The 23039-nt window shown below is 64.2% G+C and carries 22 protein-coding genes and 1 tRNA gene; 12 read left to right on the top strand and 11 right to left on the bottom strand.

Translation table 11 applies throughout. From position 1 onward, the window contains the following. Positions 1 to 20: 20 nt before the first annotated feature. A complete protein-coding gene (locus tag IVA79_RS33945) occupies positions 21 to 1331 on the bottom strand; it encodes an aspartate aminotransferase family protein (protein WP_247561461.1) in 1311 nt (436 codons plus the stop codon). 98 nt (positions 1332 to 1429) lie between these two features. Between IVA79_RS33945 and IVA79_RS33940 the strand changes: the two genes are divergently transcribed. Next, the gene (locus tag IVA79_RS33940) at positions 1430 to 2296 is read left to right on the top strand and encodes a LysR family transcriptional regulator (RefSeq protein ID WP_247561538.1); all 867 of its coding nucleotides are present in this window, start codon (positions 1430 to 1432) and stop codon (positions 2294 to 2296) included. 113 nt (positions 2297 to 2409) lie between these two features. On the opposite strand, the gene IVA79_RS33935 is transcribed toward IVA79_RS33940, so the two are convergent. Both IVA79_RS33935 and IVA79_RS33930 read right to left on the bottom strand, forming a co-directional pair. Continuing rightward, a complete protein-coding gene (locus IVA79_RS33935; protein ID WP_247561459.1) occupies positions 2410 to 3453 on the bottom strand; it encodes a zinc-binding dehydrogenase in 1044 nt (347 codons plus the stop codon). 11 nt (positions 3454 to 3464) lie between these two features. Continuing rightward, on the bottom strand, positions 3465 to 4130 hold the full coding sequence (locus tag IVA79_RS33930; RefSeq protein WP_247561457.1) for a class I SAM-dependent methyltransferase: 666 nt from the start codon (positions 4128 to 4130) through the stop codon (positions 3465 to 3467). Between the two features lie 222 nt (positions 4131 to 4352). Between IVA79_RS33930 and IVA79_RS33925 the strand changes: the two genes are divergently transcribed. From IVA79_RS33925 to IVA79_RS33910, 4 genes are all read left to right on the top strand, one after another. Further along, complete coding sequence (locus IVA79_RS33925; protein WP_247561455.1) at positions 4353 to 4679, top strand: hypothetical protein; 327 nt, start codon at positions 4353 to 4355, stop codon at positions 4677 to 4679. A 210-nt stretch (positions 4680 to 4889) separates the two neighbouring features. Next, complete coding sequence (locus tag IVA79_RS33920) at positions 4890 to 5681, top strand: phytanoyl-CoA dioxygenase family protein (protein ID WP_247561453.1); 792 nt, start codon at positions 4890 to 4892, stop codon at positions 5679 to 5681. A gap of 137 nt (positions 5682 to 5818) precedes the next feature. Next, complete coding sequence (locus IVA79_RS33915; RefSeq protein WP_247561451.1) at positions 5819 to 6625, top strand: helix-turn-helix transcriptional regulator; 807 nt, start codon at positions 5819 to 5821, stop codon at positions 6623 to 6625. 120 nt (positions 6626 to 6745) lie between these two features. Continuing rightward, complete coding sequence (locus IVA79_RS33910) at positions 6746 to 7777, top strand: MBL fold metallo-hydrolase (protein ID WP_247561450.1); 1032 nt, start codon at positions 6746 to 6748, stop codon at positions 7775 to 7777. A 125-nt stretch (positions 7778 to 7902) separates the two neighbouring features. On the opposite strand, the gene IVA79_RS37085 is transcribed toward IVA79_RS33910, so the two are convergent. After that, entirely contained in the window at positions 7903 to 10959 is a 3057-nt protein-coding gene (locus tag IVA79_RS37085; protein ID WP_247561443.1) for an autotransporter domain-containing protein, read from the bottom strand. 249 nt (positions 10960 to 11208) lie between these two features. Beyond that, positions 11209 to 11868 (bottom strand): peroxiredoxin, encoded by a 660-nt coding sequence (locus tag IVA79_RS33900; protein WP_247561442.1) that lies wholly within the window; start codon positions 11866 to 11868, stop codon positions 11209 to 11211. Positions 11869 to 12088: 220 nt separating this feature from the next. Between IVA79_RS33900 and IVA79_RS33895 the strand changes: the two genes are divergently transcribed. Continuing rightward, on the top strand, positions 12089 to 13669 hold the full coding sequence (locus IVA79_RS33895; protein ID WP_247561441.1) for a winged helix-turn-helix domain-containing tetratricopeptide repeat protein: 1581 nt from the start codon (positions 12089 to 12091) through the stop codon (positions 13667 to 13669). 43 nt (positions 13670 to 13712) lie between these two features. Here IVA79_RS33895 and IVA79_RS33890 read toward each other — a convergent pair whose 3' ends face one another. From IVA79_RS33890 to IVA79_RS33865, 6 genes are all read right to left on the bottom strand, one after another. Beyond that, complete coding sequence (locus tag IVA79_RS33890; RefSeq protein WP_247561440.1) at positions 13713 to 14615, bottom strand: hypothetical protein; 903 nt, start codon at positions 14613 to 14615, stop codon at positions 13713 to 13715. 138 nt (positions 14616 to 14753) lie between these two features. Beyond that, positions 14754 to 15062, bottom strand: a complete 309-nt coding sequence (locus IVA79_RS33885; RefSeq protein WP_247561439.1) for a HigA family addiction module antitoxin — start codon at positions 15060 to 15062, stop codon at positions 14754 to 14756. 13 nt (positions 15063 to 15075) lie between these two features. Then, entirely contained in the window at positions 15076 to 15324 is a 249-nt protein-coding gene (locus tag IVA79_RS33880; RefSeq protein WP_247561537.1) for a type II toxin-antitoxin system RelE/ParE family toxin, read from the bottom strand. 311 nt (positions 15325 to 15635) lie between these two features. Continuing rightward, entirely contained in the window at positions 15636 to 15992 is a 357-nt protein-coding gene (queD, locus tag IVA79_RS33875; RefSeq protein ID WP_247561438.1) for a 6-carboxytetrahydropterin synthase QueD, read from the bottom strand. An 84-nt stretch (positions 15993 to 16076) separates the two neighbouring features. Further along, positions 16077 to 16153: transfer RNA gene (locus tag IVA79_RS33870), tRNA-Arg, on the bottom strand. Between the two features lie 182 nt (positions 16154 to 16335). After that, positions 16336 to 17835, bottom strand: coding sequence for a HAMP domain-containing sensor histidine kinase (locus IVA79_RS33865; protein ID WP_247561437.1), 1500 nt, complete (start codon positions 17833 to 17835; stop codon positions 16336 to 16338). Positions 17836 to 18199: 364 nt separating this feature from the next. On the opposite strand from IVA79_RS33865, the gene rpmH reads away from it, so the two are divergent. The 6 genes from rpmH to argB all read left to right on the top strand — a co-directional run bounded on the left by rpmH (position 18200) and on the right by argB (position 22941). Then, the gene (rpmH, locus tag IVA79_RS33860; RefSeq protein WP_008542748.1) at positions 18200 to 18334 is read left to right on the top strand and encodes a 50S ribosomal protein L34; all 135 of its coding nucleotides are present in this window, start codon (positions 18200 to 18202) and stop codon (positions 18332 to 18334) included. Positions 18335 to 18362: 28 nt separating this feature from the next. After that, the gene (gene rnpA, locus IVA79_RS33855) at positions 18363 to 18749 is read left to right on the top strand and encodes a ribonuclease P protein component (RefSeq protein ID WP_247561435.1); all 387 of its coding nucleotides are present in this window, start codon (positions 18363 to 18365) and stop codon (positions 18747 to 18749) included. Between the two features lie 16 nt (positions 18750 to 18765). Further along, positions 18766 to 20637 carry a membrane protein insertase YidC gene (gene yidC / locus IVA79_RS33850; protein WP_247561434.1) on the top strand — a complete coding sequence of 624 codons (1872 nt, stop codon included), beginning with the start codon at positions 18766 to 18768 and terminating at the stop codon, positions 20635 to 20637. Positions 20638 to 20808: 171 nt separating this feature from the next. After that, on the top strand, positions 20809 to 21462 hold the full coding sequence (gene yihA, locus IVA79_RS33845) for a ribosome biogenesis GTP-binding protein YihA/YsxC (protein ID WP_247561432.1): 654 nt from the start codon (positions 20809 to 20811) through the stop codon (positions 21460 to 21462). Then, positions 21462 to 21827: a DUF423 domain-containing protein gene (locus IVA79_RS33840; RefSeq protein WP_247561431.1), complete on the top strand. Its 366-nt coding sequence runs from the start codon at positions 21462 to 21464 to the stop codon at positions 21825 to 21827. The genes yihA and IVA79_RS33840 overlap by 1 nt, the downstream gene beginning before the upstream one ends. Positions 21828 to 22053: 226 nt before the next feature. Next, a complete protein-coding gene (gene argB / locus IVA79_RS33835) occupies positions 22054 to 22941 on the top strand; it encodes an acetylglutamate kinase (RefSeq protein ID WP_028140832.1) in 888 nt (295 codons plus the stop codon). The last annotated feature ends 98 nt before the right edge of the window (positions 22942 to 23039 follow it).

Here is a 23039-nt window from a genome sequence, read left to right as displayed (position 1 = left end):
CCGGTCAGGCTTTCCGCCGATCAGTGCGTCGTCGCAGCAGCCTGGATCGCCTCCGACATGATCTCGAGACCGTGATCGATTTCGGCCTCGGACACTGTGAGCGGCGGCGCGATGCGGAATACGCCGCCCATGCTGGGCAACTTGACGATGTTCATGCTGAGACCGCGACGCATGGTCTCCTCCATGATCCGCGCGCCGAGTTCAAACCCCGGCGTCTTAGACTGCCGGTCGACGACGATTTCGAGACCGAGCAGAAGCCCGCGGCCCCTGACGTCACCGACGCATTCGAACTTTTGCTGCAGCGACAGCAATCCATCCCGGAGCCTGTTGCCCCTGGCGGTTGCCTGCGCCACTAACCCGTCGCGCGCGACCACGTCGAGCACCGTGACGCCGATCGCGGCGGGCAAGGGATCGGAGACATGCGTGGTGTAGAACAGGAAGCCGCGCTCGAACGCGGTCTGCTCGATGGCCTTTGTCGTCATGACCGCGGCGAGCGGCAGACCGGCGCCGAGCGTCTTCGACAGCGTGAGAATATCAGGCACCACGCCGTCATGCTCGAAGGCAAACATGTGCCCGGTGCGGCCGATTCCGGTCTGAGCTTCGTCGAGGATCAGCAGCATGCCGCGCTGCTCGCATTTTTGCTTCAAGGCCGCGAGATAGCCGAGCGGCAGTTCCAGAATGCCGCCGCTGGAGAGGATCGGCTCGGCGATGAAGGCCGCCAGATTACCGGTCGACTGGCTGTCGATCAGTGCGAACGCATCGTCCAGCTCGGTCTGCCAGTCGTTGCTGCCGTCGACGCTCCTGAAGCGCGGCCGATAGGCGTTCGGCGCGGGAATGACGAACGATCCGACCGCGGCCGGCCCATAACCGCGCCGGCCCGCGCTGTAGGTCGCCGACGCCGCCGCGCCGGTCATGCCGTGCCAGCTTTGCGCGAAGGCGACGATTTCGTGCCTGCCGGTGACGAGCTTGGCCATCCGGATCGCCGCTTCATTGGCCTCCGCGCCTGTCGTCAGCAGCTGCACGCGGTCGAGACCGGGCGCAAGCGCAGCGAGACGCTCGGCCAGCGTCACCACCGGACGCGAGAGCATGCCGCTGAAGAGATGAGCGACCGCACCCATTTGCCGTGCGACCGTGGCGACGATGTCGGGATGCGTGTGCCCCAGCACTGCGCTCATCTGACCCGAGGTGAAGTCGAGGATGGCGCGTCCGTCGGCGTCGTAGACGAAGCTGCCGGCCGCACGCTCGATGATGACGGGTTCGAAACTCGGCCCATAGCGGGTCAGATGCGTGTTGGCGGACGCCCAGAAATCGGGATCGGCATTCAAGGTCATGACAGCTACCTGCGCTTGGGACGTCTGACCTCTAGTCAAGAATTTGACTTCAGGCTAATTGATATAATTCAATCTGGATATCAATCTTCCTGATGCCAATGCTGGATCTCACCCTTCTGAGGAATTTCGTCGTCGTGGCCCGCACCGGCTCGATCAGCCTGGCGGCCTTGCAGATTGGCCGGACACAGTCCGCGCTCAGCATGCAGATGCAACGGCTGGAAGCGACGATCACGCAGCCGCTGTTTCACCGCAGCGGATCCGGCATGAGGCTGACCGCGGCCGGCGAGAAACTGCTCGCCCACGCCGAGACGCTGCTGGCGCAGCACGACGAGATTCTCGCCGACATGAGCGGCGCGAGCCTCAAGGGGACACTGAGCCTCGGCTGCCCGGAGGACTATTCGATCGCTTTTCTGCCGGCGCTGCTGAAGGGGTTCTGCGCGCTGCATCCCAATGTCGAGCTGCGCATGGTCTGCGCACCGACCTCCGAGCTGCGCCCGATGCTGGTGCGGCGCCAGATCGACGTGGCGCTGGTCTCTCTGTCCGATGCCGGAGCGCGCGAGGTGATCCGCGAGGAGCGCTTCGTCTGGGTCGCGTACGAGGCCGAACCGAAAATACTGACGCAGGATGTGCTGCCGCTGGCGCTGGCGGCGCCGATGAGCCTGGACTACCGCGCCGCCTGCGCCGCGATGGACGCGGTCAATCGGCGCTACAGGGTCGCCTACGCAAGCAACAGTCTCGCCGGCCTGATCGCGATCGCGCGGTCCGGTCATGCGATCAGCGTCCTGACACGAACCGCCGTTCCGTTCGATCTTCACGTCGTCTCGGCCGGACTGCCCCTGCTTCCGACCATCGGCATCGCGCTCGAATTCTCGGAGGCGAGGCCCTCGCTGCTGGCGACGACGCTGGCCGAGCACGTCCGCACCGTGTTGCCCGGACTGAAGACCAAGGCGGAGATCGATTACTGACCTATTGCACCTCGATGTTCGCGTCCTTGACCAGCTTGCGCCAGCGATCGAAGCTTTGCCTGCTGGAGCGCCAGCGTCGGCATGCTGCCGCGCGTGCGCGGCGAGCGTAGCGCTCAGCTGATGTTCAGGAGGATTCGCCCCGATGTGCCGCTGCGCATCAGATCGAGGGCGGCGTTGACGTCATCGAGCGCGAATTCGTGGGTCACGATGCCGCGGTAGCTCACCTTGCCGGCATCGCTCAACCGAACCAGGCGCGGGATATCGCGCGCCGGCTGGCATTGCCCGCCTTCCGAACCCTTCAGCACCTTCTCGAAGTGAAGCGGCAGCGTGTAGATCTCGGCCTTCTCGCGGGGAACACCGACGAGGATGCAGCGGCCCTTCTTCGCCGTGATCTCGTAGGCGAGCTCGATCAGATTCTTGACGCCGGTGGTCTCGACCACCTTGTCGGGTCCCTCAGTGCCCGTGATGGACCGAACCTCGGCGGCGACATCCTTGACCGCTTCGGAGTTGATGATGTGGGTGGCGCCGAACTGCCTCGCCATTTCGAGCTTGTTGTCGAGGCGGTCGATCGCAATGACGGGATAGGCGCCGACCATCGCGGCAAATTGCACGATGTTCAATCCGACGCCACCGACGCCGAACACGACGACCGCTTCGCCGATGGCGATCTGCGCATCGTTGTTGACGACACCGAGCGCGGTCGTCACCGCGCAGCCGAGCAGCGGCGCACTGGTGCGGTCGATCGAGGCCGGAACCGGCGTGACGCGATTCTCGGACACCACGGCATAATCGTTGAAGGTGGTGACCCAGCCGGCATTGAGGCGCTTGCCGCGCCAGGAATAGACCGGCGTGTTGGACTGGATGCCCTTGCCCGGCCGCCAATGCATGACGACGGTCTCGCCCGGCTTGCAGGAGTCGACACCGGGTCCGGTGTCGACGATCGTTGCCAGCGCTTCGTGCCCCAACAGGTGCGGCAGGAACTTGTCGACGCCTTTGACCGCGTCGATCTCGTTGATCTGCGCGCCGCAGATGCTCGACGTGTGCAGGTGCGCCAGCACCTGGCCGTGCTCGAGCCTATCCGGCAGGGTGAACTCGTCGACGATCAGCGGCTTGCCCGATTCGACGAGAATAGCCGCCTTGGCAGTCTTGATGTCCATGGAGCGCCCGATCACTCGAAATAGATGAATTCGTAATCGCCGGTGTAGCCGAGCTTGCCGTACAGCCAGATCCATTCCGACGTGTGCAGAATGGATTCCGCCGTCAGCGCCCAGCATTCGAGATTGTGCAATTCAGCGACGGTCCGGTAGCCCTCGACCATGACATATTTGTTCTTGCCGACCCGCTCGATCTCCTTGAGCGCCGCCTCGAGCTCGTAGAGCCGGAGATTGTGCAAAGTACCGAGCGAGATGACGAGGTCGAAACTGTCGTCGCCATAGGGATAGATGTCCTGGGCGCGATAGTTGAAGAGGTATGGCTTCACCTGCTCGTGTGCATTTTCGAGACCGTGCTTGGAGGTGTCGAAGCCGACGACCTTCAGGCCCGGCAGGATCTTCTGCATCTCGTAGAGCAGAAAGCCCTTGCCGCAGCCGACGTCGAGCACGCTGGAGCCGTCCTTCAGACCATAGGTCTCGATCAGCGCCTTGGCGACCGGCGCCCAGCGCCCCTCGATGAAGCGGTAGCCGCCATAGCCGAAACGGCGGTCGCCATCCCAATAATCGGCCTCGTATTCCCGCGCCTTCAGCGAGCAGCCGATCTTGTCGTCGTTCATGCGGCCCATGTAGTCGCGCTTGGTCGCCGTATGCAGTGGCGTCACGATATTCAGGAGTCGTCCCATTGAGTCCTCGGGTTCCAGCACGCGCTGCAATTCTCGCGTCTGGCTGGGCGCCAGAGTCGCGACTTGCGAATCGCTCTAGCATCTATGGTCGAGATCTTCATTGCTACAGATCAATGATCTGGAATCGCGCGGCGGTCGGCACAGGTTCTGTCACCAGCAGTGACACGCGGACGCATGGAACGGGAAGGCGAGGCACGGCGTTCGCCTCGTAGGAGCTCCGCCATGCCGACCAAACCGACCATCGCCCGCATCTGGCGCGGCCGTACCCGCTGCGATCTCGCCGACGCCTACCAGGCCTATCTGCAGACCGAGGGCATTCCGCCGCTATTGAAGACCGCGCTCGGCGTGCAGCAATTGCGGGAGGACCGCGATGAAGAAACGTGGTTCACCACGATCTCCTATTGGGCTGATATCGCCGCCATGACGGCCTTCACCAAGGGCGAACCGACCAAGGTGCATCATCTCGCGCGCGACGCGGAGTTCCTGATCGAGCTGCCGCAGCGCATCGAAATCCATCGCATTCTGATCGACGAGCAGGGGCTGCGGTGAGTGTCTGAGCTTTGCGACCAAACCTCGCATGACTCTCAAAACCGTCCAGCGCGCCTTGATTCCCGGCTCCGCCGCGCTATACGGTCCCACCATGATATTCATGTCCACATTCTTCCCGCTGATCTGAACGGCTGACGTCGTCGCGGCGCATCCGCGCCAAACAGATCAAACCGGCTGCGCTGGATGCGATAGCCGCACGGAGAATGTGCAATGCCCCAGACCGAACAGGCTGGCCTGACGCCTCGTCAGGTCCAGAACTTCATCGACGACGGTTTCGTCAAGATCGAGAACGCCTTCAGCATCCAGCTTGCAAAGCAATGCAGGGATGAGCTGTGGGCGGATATTGGCCTTTCGCCAGACGAACGCGAGACCTGGACTCGACCCGTTGTCCGGGTGGGCTTCAAGGCTTCGCCCGCTTTCATTGAAGCCGCGAGCGCGCCGCGCCTGCACAAGGCCTACGATCAACTCGTCGGCGAAGGGCGCTGGCTTGCGCCCACGGGCCTCGGCACCTTTCCGATCCGCTTCCCGTCAGCGGAATCGCCTGGTGATGACGGCTGGCATGTGGACATGAGCTTTGGCACTGCCAATCCGGATTTCATGGAATGGCGCGCCAATGTGAAAAGCACCGGGCGTGCGCTCCTGATGCTCTTCCTGTTCTCCGATGTCGGCGCCGATGATGCGCCCACGCGGATCCGGAAAGGCTCGCATGCCACCATCGCACGAGAGTTGCTGCCGTATGGCGATGCCGGCACTACGCTCCGGCAGCTCGCTGCCGAGGACTGGGCCTCGACGAAGGATTGCGAGATCGAACTGGCGACCGGCGCGGCAGGCAGCGTCTATCTGTGCCACCCGTTCCTCGTTCATGCCGCGCAACCCCACCGCGGAAAGCGGCCGCGCTTCATGGCACAGCCTCCGCTGCAGCCGAAAAGCGAGTTTGATCCGGCGTTGCCACCTTCGTCGGTTCAGATCGCGATCCGGCGGGCTTGCGAGCTGACGGTCTAGTTGAGCAGCTCGAGGTGTCGACGCCGTCCGGACGATGGTGGCCGATGGCGTCGAACTGACCCGCTATCGCCAGCTTTGTGGTAACATGCAGATGGCCAGGCGCGACGCTTGTGGTGACGCCAAACGGGAGGCCTTCGATGGACGTCACACGAAGGATGCCTCATCCCGCGCTTCGCGGCATCATTCGCTCGTTCGAGGAACGCCGCGGGACATTCGGTCCCGAAGGGCTGACGTGGCCGCTGGCGGCGCGACCCCACCAGATCATCGACATTTATCTGGGCGATCCGTTCCATCTTCGAATCGATGGAGGGCGCCTGCAAGCGGCCCCCGAAACGGTCGTGGTCGGCCCGCAAGGGTCGCGCCGCATCCAGCTGTTTATGTCGGGCGAGATCCATATCTTCAATATTCTGCTGCAGCCGGCTGCGCTCAACCGTCTCGTCGGCATCGACATGACCGCCCTCGTCAATGAAGGGGTCCCGGCCAGCGACGTTCTCGGCAAGCGGGGGATGCAGCTTAGCGACGCCGTACGTTCGGCCGCGGACTTTTCATCGCGCGTCGTCGCTGCCGAACGCTGCTTCGGCATGATGCAGGATGGCAGCCCAGCCCCGGATGGGATCGACTTCACCTCCCGTGTACTGCTGGGATCGCGCGGTCGTGTCCGTATCGACCAGCTTGCGAAACAATCGGGCTTGAGCGCGCGCCATTTCCAGCGGCGGTTCACCACCCAGGTGGGTCTCTCTCCCAAGCTCTATGCACGTACGGTCCGGTTTGACGCAGCCTTGATGGCCCATCGCAACGAGCCGACGAGACCATGGACCGGTATCATCCACGAAGCCGGATATTTCGATCAGGCGCATTTCATCCGCGAATGCCACGCGTTGGTCGGCACCGGTCCAGGCCAGTTTGTCGGCGACTGGGATAATATTTTGTCCCCGGTTGGCTGAAATATACAAGCGCGCCGGCTGAAGGTGGCTGTTTGCTAGCCTGCAAAATGCATGGCCCGATGCGCGCCCAGCCTTTGCGCCGGTCCCACGCGACGTTGCGATCAAGAAGGAATTGGCACGATGGCGGGAAATGACGGGACGACGACGCGGCGATGTATTCTGGCGGGTATCGCGGCATTGTTGGCGGTGCTCTCTCCGGACTGCGACACGGCGAGGGCTGAAGACAAGCCTCCGATATCCAAGGACATCGTCGTGACGCTGCTCGGTACGGGCGCGCCCATGCCTTCGCCCACACGGTTCGGGCCGGCGACGTTGGTCCAGGTCGGCGGGCTCAATCTGCTTTTCGACGCGGGGCGGGGCGTCACGGTGCGCCTGTTTCAACTCGGCCTATCGTCCGGCAAAGGCATCGATGCCGTCTTTCTGACTCACTATCATTCAGACCATGTCGCGGGATTGCCCGATCTCTGGATGACCGGGTACATCTTTGGACCGTTCGGATCCCGCGCCAAAGCGATGCGGCTATGGGGGCCGTCGGACGGGACGACTGCGCCGAGCGGCGTTGCAAAGATTGCCAAGGGCCTTGCCGAGGCATTTTCCGATGACGTGCTCATCCGTCAGGCGGACGAACAAATCCCAGCGGCAGCCACCCAGATCGAGGTCCACGACTTTCACGGGGACCGCGTCGTATTCGACGAAGCCGGCGTCAGGGTCACCGCGTTTGCAGTCGATCACGGCGACCTGATCAAGCCATCCGTGGGCTATCGCATCGACTACGGTGCAAGGTCCGTGACGATCTCAGGCGACACGAAGTTCGACGAAAACCTGATCAGGCATGCGACAGGAACGGACCTCTTGATCCACGAGGTTTTCGCGATGTCGGAGCAATTGGCAAAACTGCCGCAGCTCAGGCCGGTCGCGGCGCATCACACATCGCCCGAGGAAGCCGGCATGGTTTTTTCGCGCGTGAAGCCGAAGCTCGCCGCTTATTCGCACATCGTCCTGCTCGGAACAGAGGTGCGTGAGCTCTTATCAAGAACACAAAGCACCTATCAGGGACCGTTGGAGGCCGGAGAGGACCTCATGCGGTTCACGATCGGTGACCGCGTGGTCGCGACGAGATGGCAGCCCGAGCTTCGAAAGTATCCGGATTAGCTCGCGCAGCGCGACCGGCTTCCTCGCAACCGGCGCCTGCGCCCGACGGCAGCCGCTTGTTGATCGGGTCCTGCCAAGGCAGCGGCGCACCGTCGCGCGCCACCACCCTGATATTCAGCCTGGCATTACCACCGATACTTCACCACGCCCTTGCCGGCGTAGCTGTGCGCCACGTTCGAGAACTCGCCTTCGAATGTACCCGCGGCGGACCAACCGTTCAGCCATGTCTTCTCCAGCGACGCCGTGACCAGAGCGGCATCAGCGGCTTGCGCCGCGCCGTTGACGACGAAGGAGGAGCCGGGAAGCGTCTGGAAGGTCGCGGCGATCGAACGGCCGGAATTGAAGTCATGGGCCCAGGCGACGCGGCCGCGTAGCGTGGCGATGCCGTCGGCCATGGCGAACGACTTGTCGGTGCGAAGGCCGAGCTCGCTGCGGGTGTCGGTGACGTTCTTCGCGGCATAGCTCAGAGCAAAGGTGTTATTGCCGGTAATCGCCCGCTCCGTATAGCCCGGCAGGTCGAACGTGGTGACCTGCGCCGCGGCATAGGGCGTGAGACCAACGCCACCGATCCATGGCACCACCAGGCGGTAGCCGCCTTCGAGCCGGCCGGAATACGCGTTGGCATTGAAGCGCGCCTGGAGATGATCGGCACCCACAATCGTGACGTTGCGGTCGGTGGTGACATCCTGCCAGCCATAGGCCAGCGCGCCCGTGACATAGGCTGCGCCGGCCGTGTGCCGCACGAAGGCGCCGGCCTGGAATAGATCGGAGCGGCCGGTGCCGCCATTGGCCACCGAGAAATTGGTGCCGCCGCCGGCCAGCGCAAAGCCGGCTACGGTGTTCGGCGAGAACCAGTAATCGGCGCCCGCCACGGCGCCGGCGATGCGACTGGTCGCGGTGTTGGAGCCGAGCACCGCATTGCCGTCAGTGGTTTGCGAGCCGCCAAAACCCGCGGCCCACACGTTCCAGCGCGACTCGAACGCCTGCATCGGCGCCTTGCGAGACATTGCGGCATAAGCCTCGCGCTCGGCACCCGTGCGCTTGCGGGCAGCATAGGCGAGCGCACCGCCGTCCTCAGCGGCGTAACCCGATGCGTCACCTGCCGAGCGCGGATCGCCGCGACCGGCCACGAACGGATCGGTCAGCACGCCCATGAACATGTTCATCGCGTTAAACGTGGTCTGCTGCGCCCCGGTCGCGGTCTCGCCCGAGGCCTGCGTGAGCGCATTGAGCAGAGGCTGACCCGACAGCGCGAACAGCGCATTGAAGCCGGCCGGCAGAGCGCCGCCACCCGAGAGGCCGTTGTCGATCCCCGCAGCGACGTTACGCTGATTGATGTTGGCGCTGCCCGGCAGCAACGGCGACAGCAGGCTGGGGTCGAGCGTCAGCAGCACGTCGTTGCCGACATAGCTCAGCCGTGCATTGCGGGCAAAGCTGGTCGCGCTGAGGAATTCCACGCCGGAGAAGGTGCCGCTCACGGTGCCCGCCGTCATGATCGTATAGGTCGTCGTCGCCGACAGCCGCGTCACCGGATCGACCACGACCTTGCCATTGATGGCGGCGATGCCGGTCACGACGGTCTTGTCGGAGGTGGCACCGGACACCTGCACCAGATAGGTCGAGGCCGCGGTCATCGTCAGGCTCGCCGTCGTCAGCGTGCCGATCGAATTGCCCGGCGCCAGCGTGCCGCCGTTGACGGCGACGGCCCCGGCGATGCCGCTGCCGCCGAGCATGCCACCGGCGTTCACCGTCAGGCTGCCGGCCGAGGAAAGATCGCCGTTCACCGCCAGCGTGCCGCCGTTGACCGTGACCGGCCCCGCATAGGTCGACGTGCCCGTGACTGTCCAGACGGAGGATCCGGTCTTGTCGAGCAGTGCCCAGCCAGCGCCGATCTGGCTGACGTCGAAGCTGTTGCTGCCGGTGCCGGCGAAGCGGAACGTGTCCGTACCGCTGCCGATCGCCTGGCCCGTGAGCGCCGCGGCCGGGCCGGTCATGACGAAGAGGTTGTTGGCGCCACCGAGGTTCACCGCACTGCCGCCAGTGCCGGTGATGCTGCCGGCATTCGTCACCGTGGTGCTGCCGCCTGCGGTTGCGAGACCAGTATCGCCAATGATCGCGCCGTTGTTCGTGAGCGTATTGGCGCCGTTACCGCCAATGATCACGCCGTGGGAGCTCGTACCTCGCACAGTGGCGCCAGCGCCGACCGAGACATTCACGTTGCCGGTGCCACCTGTTCCCGCCATGACACCGATGACATTCGCGGTGACGTTGCCGTTCACAGCGACCGTGACATCGTTGGTATTGCCGCCGTTGAAGATGCGCGCATCGACGCCCTGATCCGCCCCGCTGATCGTGCCGGCGGTGGTGACGGTGACTGCGCCGGTCATTGCTTGGGCCGTGACACCAGTTCCGCCGGCCAAGGTAATCGAGCTGCCTGCGTGCGTATTGATTGAAACCGCGCCACCACCCACTGCAAGAAACCCAGTCGTGTCGGCGAAGATCGCCCCGCCGGTTTGGGATAGATGAGCATTTCCAGCACTTGCTATGATTTGGATGCCGGCTCCAAACGCTGCACCGGCGCTGCCGATATTGGCGTTCGACGTGACGTTGACATCACCGCCACTCGATTGCGCACCGATACCGGAAGTGGCGTTGGGGGCGCCGCTGGCGTTGGTGATCGTCGTGTTGCCGGTCAGTGTGGCGGAGACGTTTCCGCTGCCATTGATCAGAGACAAGCCGCTCCCGGATGCGCCCGTTGCCGTCAGGCTGCCGCCATTCAGGAAGACGTCGGTCGCGCCGGCGGCCGATTGAGCGACCAGTGCTGAGCTGCCGGAAAAGCTTGCCGCGACGGGCGCGGCACTCGTGCCGACCGCGATGGAGCCAGCGCCGGCGACCACGATGACGAGACCGTCGGTGGCGCCGCTGACACTGCCATTGCCCAAATAGGTGATGCTTCCGCCGTTGGAGTTGAGGCGAAGCCCCTCGCCCGCCCCCAGCACCGCGCCATTATTGGTGAACGTGATCGGAGCATCGAGCTCGGCCGTGGTGATCGAAAGCCCCTGTCCGCTGACCGTCTGGCCGGCATTGACCGCGCCGGTCACGGCGCCGCCGGTGGTGAACCCCTGATCGTAATCACTGGATGTCGTCGATGCAGCGTTTGCGTTCGTCGTGGCGGTTGTCACCGTCGTGTCGCAGGAGACAACGTTCGGTGACGCCGAGACGGCGCACGATGCGAGGGCGCGGTCGGAATGGCCCAAAACGCCAAACGCCAGGACGCCGGTGAAAGCCGTGCTGAGGAGCAGAACGCGCCTGAGCGTCGGCCGTGATCGTTGAAACCGGTACTGCATGGCCCCGCCTGATTTGCGGCCCTCTTCGCGGAGGCCGCGCTCTAGAATTGAAACTTGCCGAATCCCGACCGTCGCGCGGACGCGTCAGGCCAGCGGCTGCTTGGCCTTGCGCAGATAGGGCAGGACAGCATCGAAGCTGCCGAACCGCCTGACGGCATCCTCGTTCGAGACCGATCCGGCAATCACGATGTCCTCACCGGGCATCCAGTCGGCGGGCGTCGCGACCGGGAACCTTGCGGTGAGCTGGAGCGAATCGATGACACGCAGGATTTCCTGAAAGTTCCGCCCGGTCGTCATCGGATAGGTCAGCACCAGCTTGACCTTCTTGTCGGGACCGATGACGAAGACCGAACGCACGGTCTGGTTGTCGGCCGGCGTGCGTCCCTCCGACGTATCGCCAGCCGAGGCCGGCAGCATGCCGAACAGCTTGGCGACCTTGAGATCGCGGTCGCCGATCATCGGATAGTTGACCTCGTGGCCGGTCGCCTTGTGGATGTCGCCCTTCCACTTGTTGTGATTCTCGACCGGATCGACCGAGATGCCGATGATCTTGGCGTTGCGCTTGTCGAACTCGCTCTTCAGGCCGGCCATCGTGCCGAGCTCGGTGGTGCAGACCGGCGTGAAATCCTTCGGGTGAGAGAACAGCACCGCCCAGGAATCGCCGATCCAGTCGTGGAACCGGATCTCGCCTTCGGTCGTCTGCGCCTCGAAATCCGGCGCGGTGTCGTTGAGTGCCAGTGCCATCACACACTTCCTTCTGTCGTCCTCGGGCGCGCAGCCATTGCGCGCCCGAGAGCTTGCGCGACTCGTCTCGGGGCTGGGACAACGCGTCGCATAGGCTTGATTTTGCGGCCGGAATCCGGCCAAGGATGGGGTTAGCCCGACAATCGGGATCGTTGATTTCTGCGCCCGGCTCTACCGAAAGTCATGGTGCCGTTCTGAAAAAGTTCTTAAGCATCGCACCATGGCTACGAGTTACATCATCGGTCCGTTCCGACTCGATGCGAACGACGCGATCCTGTTCCGCAATGGGACCCCCGTCGCGCTTGGACAGCGCGCGATCGCGGTGCTGCGCGCGCTGCTGGAGCGGGCGGGGAATCCGGTCTCCAAGGATGCGCTGATCAAATCCGCCTGGGCGGGCCTCATCGTCGAGGAGAGCAATCTTCCGGTCCAGATTGCAGCGTTGCGCCGGGTGTTCGGCGATGAGCCGGGCGGCGAGTGCTGGATCGCGACCTTGCCGAAATACGGCTACCGGTTTGTTGGCCCCCTGAGCCTCGACACGTCGTCCATCGCTGCGGCGGTGCCGGATTCTCCAGCCACGACCGAAGCGCTCTCGCTTCCGGCTCAACCGGCGGTCGCAGTGCTGCCGTTCCAGAACATGAGCGGCGACCCCGAGCAGGAATATTTCGCTGACGGCGTCGTCGAAGAGATCATCACGACGCTGTCGCGCTTCCGCTCACTGTTCGTCATCGCGCGCAATTCCAGCTTCACCTACAAGGGCCGCTCCGTCGACGTGAAGCAGATCGGCCGGGAACTGGGCGTCAGCTTCGTGCTCGAGGGTAGCGTGCGCAGATCAGTCGATCGCGTCCGCATCACCGCGCAGCTCATCGACGCCTCGACCGGCGCGCATCTGTGGGCCGACCGGTTCGACGGCGCGCTGGCCGACGTCTTCGACCTGCAGGACCAGATCGCGCGCCAGGTGGTGGGCCGGCTGGTGCCGAAACTCGAGCACTCCGCGATCGAACGCGCCAAGCGCAAGCCGACCGAGAGCCTGGGGGCCTACGAATATTATCTGCGCGGCACGGCGGCGATCTATCGCTTCACGATCCGCGAAGCCAATGTCGAGGCCCTGCAGCTGTTCAGGCAGGCGATCGAGTGCGATCCGGAGTTCGCGTCCGCCTACGGCATGGCCGCGTATTGCTATGTCAAGGACAGGACCAACCGGTGGCCGACCGACGACCTTGCGCGCGACATCGCCGAGACCGACCGCCTGGCGCGGAATGCCGTTCGCCTCGGCCGCGACGACGCGCTCGCCCTGGCGACCAGCGCCGGCGCGCTTGCCTATGTCGTCCGCGATCTCGACACCGGCGCCGCATGCATCGAGCAGGCGCTTGAGATCAATCCCAATCTGATGTGGGCGTCCTATTTCGCCGGCTTCATCAAGAGCTGGATGGGCGAGCCGGAGGCGGCCGTTGCGCACCTGATGTACGCGATGCGCCTCAGCCCGGTGGATCCCTTGATGCCGCTGATGCAGGCCGCGACGGCGCACGCCCATTTCTTCGCCGGCCGCTACGAGGAGGCCTCATCCTGGGCGAACGCGGCCCTGCGCGGCACGCCAAAACTGTTGCCGGCGCTCCGCATCGGCGCATCAGCAGATGCGTTCGCCGGACAGATCGAACAGGCGCAGAAGACCGTGACCCGGCTGCTGCAGATCAATCCGAATGAGCGCGTGTCGAATCTGGAGGCCATCTACGGCCCCTATCGGCGTCCGGACGATGCCTGGCGATACGGCGAAGGACTTCGCAGGGCGGGACTGCCGGAGTGAGAAGGGGCGGCGGTGACGGCCAATTCCGGCTGAGCGTACGCCGTCAAAGCTTTCCATAGACCCGCCCGGCGACCGCCTTCAGGCGCTCGACTGAACCGGACTCCGGATGCGGCTTGACGGGCGCGAACACGATCGAGGCCTGCCTGCCGTTCTTCCAGACATAGATGGTGACCGCGTTGCCGTTGCCCTTGGTGCAGGAATGCTGGCCGAACGCCTCACTGCCGAGCTCGGGTATCGCCACATGCTTGCAGGGACCTAATCGTTTCATCATGCCGATGGCGGTGTCGCGCGAGGTCGCGATCACCGCGGCGATCATGGTGTTGGCCTCGCCATCGAACATCATGCAGCTGCCCGCGCCGGTCCGCTGGACGGTGAGCGTGCTCTTGTCGAGAAAGCCGTCGGCATCCGCGGCCGTGAGCCACTCGCAATCACCGAACCGTTCGCTGCTCCTGCTCACGCTGGCGATGGCAATTCGCGCGGCTTCGGTGAGCGGCCCGAGCAGCGCATCGTCGGCACGCCGGCCGATCGGATGGACGGTGATCTGCAGAATGTAGTCGCCGGACAAAATGACGATTGCGGCTTCTTGGCGCTCCGCACCGGCGGCGCTCGTCCCGCGCTGGCCTTCGTCACCGATCCCGGACACTGCGTCGAGCGGCATGCGCTCGCCAAGCGTCTTGACGAAGGTCGTGTACAATTCCCTGGCGCGGTCCTTGTCGGAATTGCGGAACACGGTCAGCATCATCGTGTCGCCGCGCCCGGCCTGGTAGATGCAGCCGCGGCCGTCCTGATTTGAAATCAGCGACCATTTGAGCGCCGGCATCGCGCGCGCGAGCTCCTGGGCGCTGATGAACGGGCAGGTTTCAGCCGCGCGCGCGGGAGGCACTGGGGCGGCTGCGATTGCAAGGAATAGGACGAGGCCGGAGAGCAGGCGGGCGATGGTGCGCATGGGACGTACTTACTACCGAACTGGCGCGCCGCAGCCAATGAAGATGGGCGCTTTAGTTTCATCGTGGCGCTCTGACATTATGGTCGATGACGCGCTTCAACGGACCAATCTGCGATGGGCTGCGATCTTTACCATCGATCAGGCCGCCGGTTTAGCTTCGCGCACCGGGGCGATCTTGCGCAGCGTGGCACCCAGCTCGTCCTCGGCCCGTTCAAGGTCATACTGTGTCTGGATGCTCATCCAGAACGCGGCCGAGGTGCCGAAGTATCTGCCGAGCCGCAGGGCGGTGTCGGCGGTCACCGGGGTTTGCTCATTGGCCAACCGCTCAATTCGCGTGCGCGGCACGCCGACAGCACGCGCCACTGCGTAGGGCGAGAGGTCCAGGGGACGCAGGAATTCCTCGCGCAGGACTTCTCCGGGATGAACAGGGGGAAGTTTCTTGGCCATAGCCGCATGCCTTTCAATGATAATCCACGATCTCGACCTCCTCCGGTCCCTGATCGCTCCACAGGAATACGATCCGCCACTGATCATTTATTCGGATCGAATGCTTGCCAGCCAGGTCGCCTCGCAAAGCTTCCAGTCGGTTGCCCGGCGGAGCCACGAGATCACCAAGCATTGTGGCGTTGTTCAGCTGCACCAGTTTCCGGCGGGCCACTTTGGCAACGTCGGTCGGAAACCCCTTAGGAACGCGCCGCTGTTGGAAAATCGACGCAGCGAACGTGCCTCGGAAGCTTTAATCATCACGCGCATGTATCATGACATGATACCAAAAGCAATCCGATTTGGCTCCCTCCGTGCACGGTCAGCCGCCTCGCTTCACCAGCAGCGCTAAGATCTTTTAGTAAGGCCCAACTCGTGACTAACGCCGCACGGACGGTCGCAACGGATGACGCGACAGCGGGCTTCGGCGTGAATGGCGCGCCTGGAGCGATTTCGAACGTCTGCCCTTCGGATTCGTAGTCGAGCGGTAGCCAGCTGAGCTACGGGCGGCGCGGGTCGAGGGACCGCAGGCCGTCGTTAGAGGCCGTTGTACTCGGCCCAGCAGTCCGCCGTTTCATAGACCCGGACGGCCCACAGCTGCGGAAGGCTCGGCTTCAAGCGGTCCCAGATCCAGATCGCGATATTCTCAGCGGTGGGGTTCTCGAGGCCTGCGACCTCGTTCAGGCATTGGTGGTCCAGCGCGCCCATGATGTCCGCGAAGCATTTTTCGATATCGAAGAAGTCCGCGACGAAGCCGGTGTGTGGATCGACCGGCCCGTCGAGCTGGACCTCGACCCGGTAGGAATGACCATGCAGGCGGCGGCATCGGTGGGTCTCGGGCACGTTGGGCAGCCGATGCGCCGCCTCGAACTTGAACGCCTGCGATATCCTCATCCAGCTCCTCACACGGCGTAGCCATCCGGTCTCGGGCCCGTCTGGCGACCAGATGCTGCTTGGTCCTGACCTTTCGGCGAAGAATGGCGCGCCCGGAACGATTCGAACGTCCGACCCTCAGATTCGTAGTCTGATGCTCTATCCAGCTGAGCTACGGGCGCGTTTTTCGCGAACAGTGCGGGCTGGGCCCGCAGGCAGCCTCCGGACAGCGCCGAAGGGGTGCGAAAGAGCGCTCTGACTAACCGCTCTTGCCCCGGTTGGCAAGGTCCGGGATGGGGAGATTTTCGCGTATTTGACCCTCTGACCACCTCGGAATGACGGAAAAACTCGGCCTCTGGCCGCCTTACGCCCGCGCCCGTTCGTTGCGGATGGAGAGGAGCTCTACGGGGCGGTCGGGGATGACGATGCGGAAGGTGGCGCCGATGGTGCCTTCGACCAGGTGAATGTCGCCGCCATGGGCGCGGACCAGTTCGGCGGCAATGGCAAGGCCCAGACCGCTGCCGCCGGGGCGGCCGGAGGTCTGGAACGCCTCGAACAGGTGCTCCCGGGTCTTCTGGGGCACGCCGGGGCCGGTGTCGGACACCTCGATGATCGCCACGGCGCCCTCGCGTTTTCCGGTGATCCGGATCTGCTGCGGGCCACCGTCGCCCGAGGAATGACTCTCCAGCGCCTGGGCGGCGTTGCGGACGAGGTTGAGCAGCACCCGGAACAGCTGATCGGGGTCGGCATCGACCGCCAGCCCGCGCTCGATCGCGGCGACCCAGGCGATCGAGGCATCGGAGGCGAGGCCCGCGGTCTCGCGCACCTCCAGCACGACAGGCTCGATCAGAATCATCCGGCGGTCCGGTGCGGCCTCCTGGGCGCGGCCGTAGGACAGCGTCGACTGGCAGAAGGCGATGGCGCGCTCGAGCGAGCGCACGAGCTTGGGCGCAAAGCGCTGCACCCGCGGATCCGGCACGCTGGCGAGCTGATCCGACAACAGTTGCGCCGAGGCGAGCAGATTGCGCAGGTCGTGGTTGATCTTGGACACGGCGAGGCCGAGCGCAGCAAGGCGGCTCTTCTGATTCAGCATCGACATCAAATCGCGCTGCATGTCCGACAATTCGCGCTCGGCGACCCCGATCTCGTCGCTGCGCTGGCTCGGCACGATGATTCCCGCCGAGCTTTCCGGGTTCTCGTGGAAGCCGACCAGGCTCGCGGTCAGCCGCCGCATCGGGCGCACGAAGAGGTAATGAAGCGCGAGATAGACGAGGCCCGCGGTCAACACCGCGATGATCAGCGCGACCACCACGAGGTTGCGGGAGAAGCGGTACATCTGCTTGCGCAGCGGCAATTCGTCGGTGACGATCTCGATGAACTGGGCATTGCCGACCCCGGGGCCAACGATGCGTATGGCCTGGTTGCCGGTTTCCAGCATCATCCGGAACGAGCCGGTGATCGCCTCCCACGCCGTCATGTCGCGCAGGTCGATGTCGTGCTCGATGGCGGCGGGAATGTTGTCGCTGGCGAGCAGCCGGCGCTGCTGGCCCATCTTGATGGCGACGGCGCGGGCGTTGATGCTTTTCAGGATCTGGCGCGACAGCGAATCGGGAACCATGCCGAGCGGCGCCGCATCCAGCACCAGCGCCGCGGTGTTGGCCGCCGCGACTCGGTCGTTCAACCGGTTGACCCAGAAGTTGGCAATGGCGGGTACGTAGAGCAGGATGGCAGCGATCATCACCAGGGGAATGGTGAGCAGCAGCAGCTTGCCTGACAGCCCAAGCCCGCGGGTCCCACGCGGACGTATCGCCGGCGGGTCCGGCTGATCCTGATCCTGGATCGGCTGGAGGTCTGTCGCTGCCACGAAATTCGCCCCTTGCTGCCTTGGCCGGTGAAGGAATGGCGGTCTGAAGATGCGGCCCGACCCCGGTCGGGTCAAATTACGGATCGCTAATCTGCCGAGGTGGGATGTAAGCGCTGATATCGCGAGTCGCTACCTCAAGGGTTAAAAACCCCGCGCAAACAGCGATATTCACCGGAAACGCGCGCTTGTGCGGCGTTGACGAAAACAAGGCGCTCGCTTATAAGCCGCGCAAATTGTCCGCGATGACCCGGTGCGACACCGGGAGCGGCTCTCTTGGGGCCGGAAACGGCCCGTTTTGGGCCGCATCTTCCGGACTTTATCATCAATTCTACAGGCAAATTGCCCGGTCAGCGGAGAAAAACCCGTGAAGCGGACTTATCAACCCAGCAAACTGGTGCGCAAGCGCCGTCACGGCTTCCGTGCCCGTCTCGCCACTGCCGGCGGCCGCAAGGTTCTCGCCGCCCGCCGCGCCCGCGGCCGCAAGCGTCTGAGCGCCTGAGCCGGACCCCCTTTTCCGGGATTTCATCATGGATCGGCTGAGGCAGCGGGCGGATTTCCTCGCCGTTGCCAATGGCGCGCGGGTGAATAGTCCCGCGTTCGTCCTGCAAAGCCGCCCCCGCGATGACGGCGGCCCGATCCGGATCGGCTTCACCGTTACCAAAAAGAACGGCAACGCCCCCGAGCGCAATCGCATCCGGCGCCGGCTTCGCGAACTGGTGAAGCGGCTCGATCCGGTGTCGATGCAGCCCCACCATGATTATGTGCTGGTCGGCCGAAGGGACGCGCTCGCGCGCGACTTCGCCACCATGCTCGACGATCTGCGCATGGCGTTCACGAAGCCCGCGCGGCATACGCACAAAGCGCGCGGCCCGAGGCCAGGCCACGCCGCAGCGACCAGCCGCAAACCGGATTGATGACGAGACAATAGTGATGACCGACAATCGCAATACCATCCTCGCCGTCATTCTCTCCGGCCTGGTGCTGATCGCCTGGCAGTATTTCTACAATGTGCCGCAGATGGAGAAGCAGCGCGCCCAGCAGCAGACCCAGGCCGAGCTCCAGAAGGGCACGCCGCAGCCGACGGCGTCCGCGACGCCAGGCGGCGCGCCTGCGACGCCGGGCGCCGCGCCGCAGCCCGGCACCGCTCAACCGTCGACGCCGGCCGCGAACCAGGCTCAGCCGGTCGTCGCCCGCGACGCCGCGATCGCAGCCAGCCCGCGCGTGAAGATCGAGACGCCGCGGATTGCCGGCAGCATCTCGCTGAAGGGCGGCCGCATCGACGACATCGCGCTGGTGCAATTCCGCGAAACCGTCGACCCGAAGTCGCCGCCGATCATCCTCTATTCGCCGTCGGGCACCGCAGAACCCTATTACGCTGAGTTCGGCTGGGTCGCGGCGACGGGCGTGACGGCGAAGATGCCTGATGCGCAAACCGTCTGGCAGCAGGACGGCAGCGGCAGCCTGACGCCGACGACGCCGGTGGTGCTGAAATGGGACAATGGCGACGGCCTCACCTTCCGCCGCACCATCGCAGTCGACGAGCATTATCTCTTCACCGTCAAGGATGAGGTGAGCAATGTCGGCAATGCGCCTGTCACCCTCTACCCGTTCGCGCTGATCTCGCGCCACGGCGCGCCGCAGGTCTCGGGCTATTACATCCTGCATGAAGGCCTGATCGGCTATCTCGGCGACCAGGGCTTGCAGGAATACGCCTACAAGAAGGTCGACGAATCCAAGCAGGTGAACTTCAACAACGTCACCAACGGCTGGCTCGGCATCACCGACAAGTACTGGGCCTCGGCACTGCTACCCGACACCAATGCCAAGCTGCAGGCGCGGTTCTCATCGAACCCATCAGGTAACGTCCACACCTACCAGACCGACTACCTGCTCGATCCCGTCACCGTCGCGATCGGCGGCTCCGCCACCGCGAATGCGCGGCTGTTCGCGGGCGCTAAGGAAGCCGGCGTGGTCGGCATCAACTTCCCGCTGGCAGGCCACGGCGGCTACAACAAGGAGCTCGGCCTCAACCATTTCGATCTCTTGATCGACTGGGGTTGGTTCTACTTCATCACCAAGCCGATGTTCCTCGGCCTCGACTTCTTCTTCCGCTTCTTCGGCAATTTCGGCATCTCGATCCTGCTCGTGACCGTGATCGTGAAGCTGCTGTTCTTCCCGCTGGCGAACAAGTCCTACGCCTCGATGGCGAAGATGAAGTCGGTCCAGCCGCAGCTGCAGGCGCTGAAAGAGCGCTACCCGGACGACAAGGTGAAGCAGCAGCAGGAGATGATGGAAATCTACCGCAAGGAGAAGATCAATCCGGTCGCCGGCTGTCTTCCCGTGCTGATCCAGATCCCGGTGTTCTTCTCGCTCTACAAGGTGCTGTTCGTCACCATCGAGATGCGGCATGCGCCGTTCTACGGCTGGATCAAGGACCTCTCGGCGCCGGATCCGACCAATTTGTTCAACCTGTTCGGACTGATCCCGTTCGATCCGACCACGATTCCGGTGTTCGGCCATTACCTCGCGCTCGGCATCTGGCCGATCATCATGGGCATCACGATGTGGTTCCAGATGAAGCTGAACCCGACGCCGCCGGATCCGACGCAGCAGATCATCTTCAACTGGATGCCGCTGATCTTCACCTTCATGCTGGCGGGCTTCCCCGCAGGCCTCGTGATCTATTGGGCCTGGAACAATTTGCTCTCGGTGGTCCAGCAGAGCTACATCATGCGCCGCAACGGCGTGAAGGTGGAGCTGTTCGATAATCTGAAGGCGACGTTCGTGCGGAAGGCGACGTAGGCGCCGTCACTGCAAGGCAAACCGCCTCCACATCGTCATGCCCGGGCTTGTCCCGGGCATCCACGTTTTGGAAGCTCGCCCAGTAACAAGACGTGGATGGCCGGGACATTTTGAACGGGAAGACGCGCTTCGCGCTTTTGCCCGGCCACGACGAAAGGAAAGAGCCTTCGCATGACCGACGACAAAGATGCGAAGCTGATCGAGGCCGGGCGGAAGCTGTTTGCCCGCGACTGGCAGTTCATCTGGGCCTCGCCCTCGATCCAGACGCTGCCGCCGATGGCGGGGCTGGAGGTCGCCTTTGCCGGCCGCTCCAATGTCGGCAAGTCGAGCCTGATCAACGCGCTCACCGGTCGCAACGCGCTGGCGCGCACCTCGCATACGCCCGGCCGCACCCAGGAGCTGATCTTCTTCGAGGTCCCCGGCAAGGGTGACCTGCGCCTCGTCGACATGCCCGGCTACGGCTATGCCAAGGCGCCCAAGAGCCAGGTCGCGTCCTGGACCGAACTGATCCACAAATTCCTGCTCGGGCGCGCCAGCCTCGCGCGAGTCTACGTGCTGATCGACGCGCGGCACGGCATCAAGGACGTCGACCTCGAAGTTCTGAAGACGCTCGACCGCTCCGCGGTCAGCTATCAGATCGTGCTGACCAAGGCCGACCAGGTGAAGGCCGCCGAGCTGCAAGCGCGCATCATCGAGACCGAGGCCGCGCTGGCCAAACATCCGGCCGCGTTCCCGAATGTGCTCGCGACATCGTCGCGCAGCTCGACCGGCATGGAGAGCTTGCGCGCAGCCATGGCGAAGCTGCTGGAGGAGCGGAGCAAGTGATGGTGGCCCATCGCCTGCTGATCGGGCTTGCCGGCTTGATGGGCGCCGCCGGCGTCACGCTGGCCGCCGCCGCCGCTCACGGCGCGGATGCGAGCCGGCTGGCCACGGCAAGCGCCATGCTGCTGTTTCATGCAACTGCCATACTTGCGACCACAGCCCTGCTCGCGCGCGGCCTTCTGCGTGACGGAATTGGCGTCGTGGCCGCATTCGGCTTCGCGATCGGCGCCGCGCTGTTCGCGGGCGACCTCAGCTTGCGGCAATATGCCGGGCACGCGCTGTTTCCGATGGCCGCACCGACAGGTGGAATGGTAATGATTGCGGGCTGGCTCGCGATGACGCTGGCGGCGCTGGTGGCGCGGAAGTGACGCTCGTGTCCCGGACGCGGTGCGGCACCTAAAGCGCGTTTACGCGCGTCTTCGACGCGCTATGGTGACGCTCCGCAGAGCCGGGATCCAGCAGCCACGTGGCCCCGGCTCTGCAGCGCACCGCTGAAGAAGCGCTGCTGCGTCCGGGGCACGAAGACCACTTTGCGCCCCGCCCGCCAATCGGATAGAACGCAGGCCGCGTTAGACCCGCCAGCGAGACCGCGACATGACCGACATCTCCCCGCTCGACCAGGCCCGCATCCTGTCCGAAGCGCTGCCGCACATGCAGCAGTATGACGAGGAAACCATCGTCATCAAATATGGCGGCCATGCCATGGGCGACGAGGAGACCGCGAAGAATTTTGCCCGCGACATCGTGCTGCTGGAGCAGACCGCGATCAATCCGGTGGTGGTGCATGGCGGCGGGCCGCAGATCGCGACCATGCTCAAGCGTCTCGGCATCGTCTCGGAATTCGCAGCGGGCTTGCGCATCACCGATGCCGCGACCATCGAGATCGTCGAGATGGTGCTCGCCGGCTCCGTCAACAAGCAGATCGTCGGCTACATCAACGAGGCCGGCGGCAAGGCCGTCGGGCTGTCGGGCAAAGACGGCAACATGGTCAAAGCGTCGAAGACGACGCGGACCATCATTGATCCGGGCTCGAACATCGAGAAGGCGATCGATCTCGGCTTCGTCGGCGACCCCGAGAAGGTCGATCTCACGCTACTCAACCAGCTGATCGGCTACGAGCTGATCCCGGTGCTGGCGCCGCTCGCGACCTCCAAGGAAGGCCAGACGCTGAACGTCAACGCCGACACCTTTGCAGGAGCCGTGGCCGGCGCGCTGAAGGCCAAACGCCTGCTGCTGCTCACCGATGTGCCGGGCGTGCTCGACAAGTCGAAGAAGCTGATCCCGCAATTGTCCGTCAAGGACGCGCGAAAACTGATCGCCGACGGCACCATCTCCGGCGGCATGATCCCGAAGGTCGAGACCTGCATCTACGCGCTCGAGCAGGGCGTCGAGGGCGTCGTCATCATCGACGGCAAGATGCAGCATGCGGTGCTGCTCGAGCTCTTCACCAACCAGGGCACGGGCACGCTGATCCACAAGTGAAACGAGACACGCCACGCATGAGAGCCGTCATGCCCGGGCTTGTCCCGGGCATCCGCGACCTTTCTTCTCGTGGCAAAAAAGACGTGGATGGCCGGGAC

This window comes from Bradyrhizobium sp. 138, assembly GCF_023074075.1.
Lineage (GTDB): Bacteria > Pseudomonadota > Alphaproteobacteria > Rhizobiales > Xanthobacteraceae > Bradyrhizobium.
This window is presented reverse-complemented; position numbering and strand designations above follow the sequence as displayed.